Genomic DNA, 831 nt, shown 5'->3' on the forward strand with positions numbered 1-831 from the left:
CTTCCACATTTCTTGTAATCGGGTAACTTCGCTCTCATCAAACAACAAATCCAAGTCTTCTAAAGCGATATATAAGTTACGACGCGATTTCTTCATATATTTTTTCTCTTGCAAAACCATTGTGTAATTTTCTTTATCTACTTCCGTTTCAAGTTTCGGCATCATTACCACTCCCTTAAATTCCGCCTCTATCTAAATCTTTCATATCCCTTAGTTGTATCTTCAAAATGTTTATAATTTCTGTTGTTGAGTTATAAGCATTTCTCCATCTCATACACGATGCTTCCGCTTGCGCTTCTGCTTTTCTATGTTCGCTCGCTGCGAATTCCGCTTGCATTTCACGTTCCTTTGCCGTTCCGTTCGGATTGTAAGTGAAACATTTCGATATTGTTTCTTTCCGAATCGCTTCGGCCATTTTCCAATCACTTAGCGCCGCTGCGTGTAATTTTCCTGTCAGTGAAAGGATGTCACCGTATATTTTTAACTTTTGTAGCAAGTCACCAGGTAGACTTTCATCCAGTCCTGCTGCTCTTGCGTACAAATCCTTCAATTTCTCTGCATCTTTATCCATTTCTCATCACCCTTACGCTGCCGCATTAATTCCGCGTTGTATCATGTAATCGATTAAGTACTCGTTCATTTTGTTTCTGAACCTTTCTTCAAAGAAGTAACTAAGCTTGTCCATTCCATCAGAAAGGTAATCGCTTTTCTTTCGAATACAAGATACTCAATTAACAGCCAAGTACTAATGATTCCGTCTTTCTTTGCTTCTGTGTACATATCCATACCGTCATAGCGTTACACTCCTTTTTCTAGGAATAAGTTAGTTTT

At 38.5% G+C, this 831-nt stretch carries 2 protein-coding genes; both read right to left on the minus strand.

Features of this window, described 5'->3' with window-relative positions; genetic code table 11:
• Positions 1–175 precede the first annotated feature (175 nt).
• The gene (locus ACJ5H0_RS23070) at positions 176–571 is read right to left on the minus strand and encodes a hypothetical protein (protein WP_071715599.1); all 396 of its coding nucleotides are present in this window, start codon (positions 569–571) and stop codon (positions 176–178) included.
• 65 nt (positions 572–636) lie between these two features.
• Positions 637–780, minus strand: a complete 144-nt coding sequence (locus ACJ5H0_RS23075) for a hypothetical protein (protein WP_411252191.1) — start codon at positions 778–780, stop codon at positions 637–639.
• Positions 781–831 lie beyond the last annotated feature (51 nt).

Source organism: Chryseobacterium proteolyticum (assembly GCF_046591535.1).
GTDB classification, from domain to species: domain Bacteria; phylum Bacteroidota; class Bacteroidia; order Flavobacteriales; family Weeksellaceae; genus Chryseobacterium; species Chryseobacterium proteolyticum.

Excerpts from the sequence above, each read along its gene's own strand:
- ACJ5H0_RS23070 (WP_071715599.1), bottom strand. The coding sequence starts at position 571 with ATGGATAAAGATGCAGAGAAATTGAAGGATTTGTACGCAAGAGCAGCA.
- ACJ5H0_RS23075 (WP_411252191.1), bottom strand. The coding sequence starts at position 780 with ATGTACACAGAAGCAAAGAAAGACGGAATCATTAGTACTTGGCTGTTA.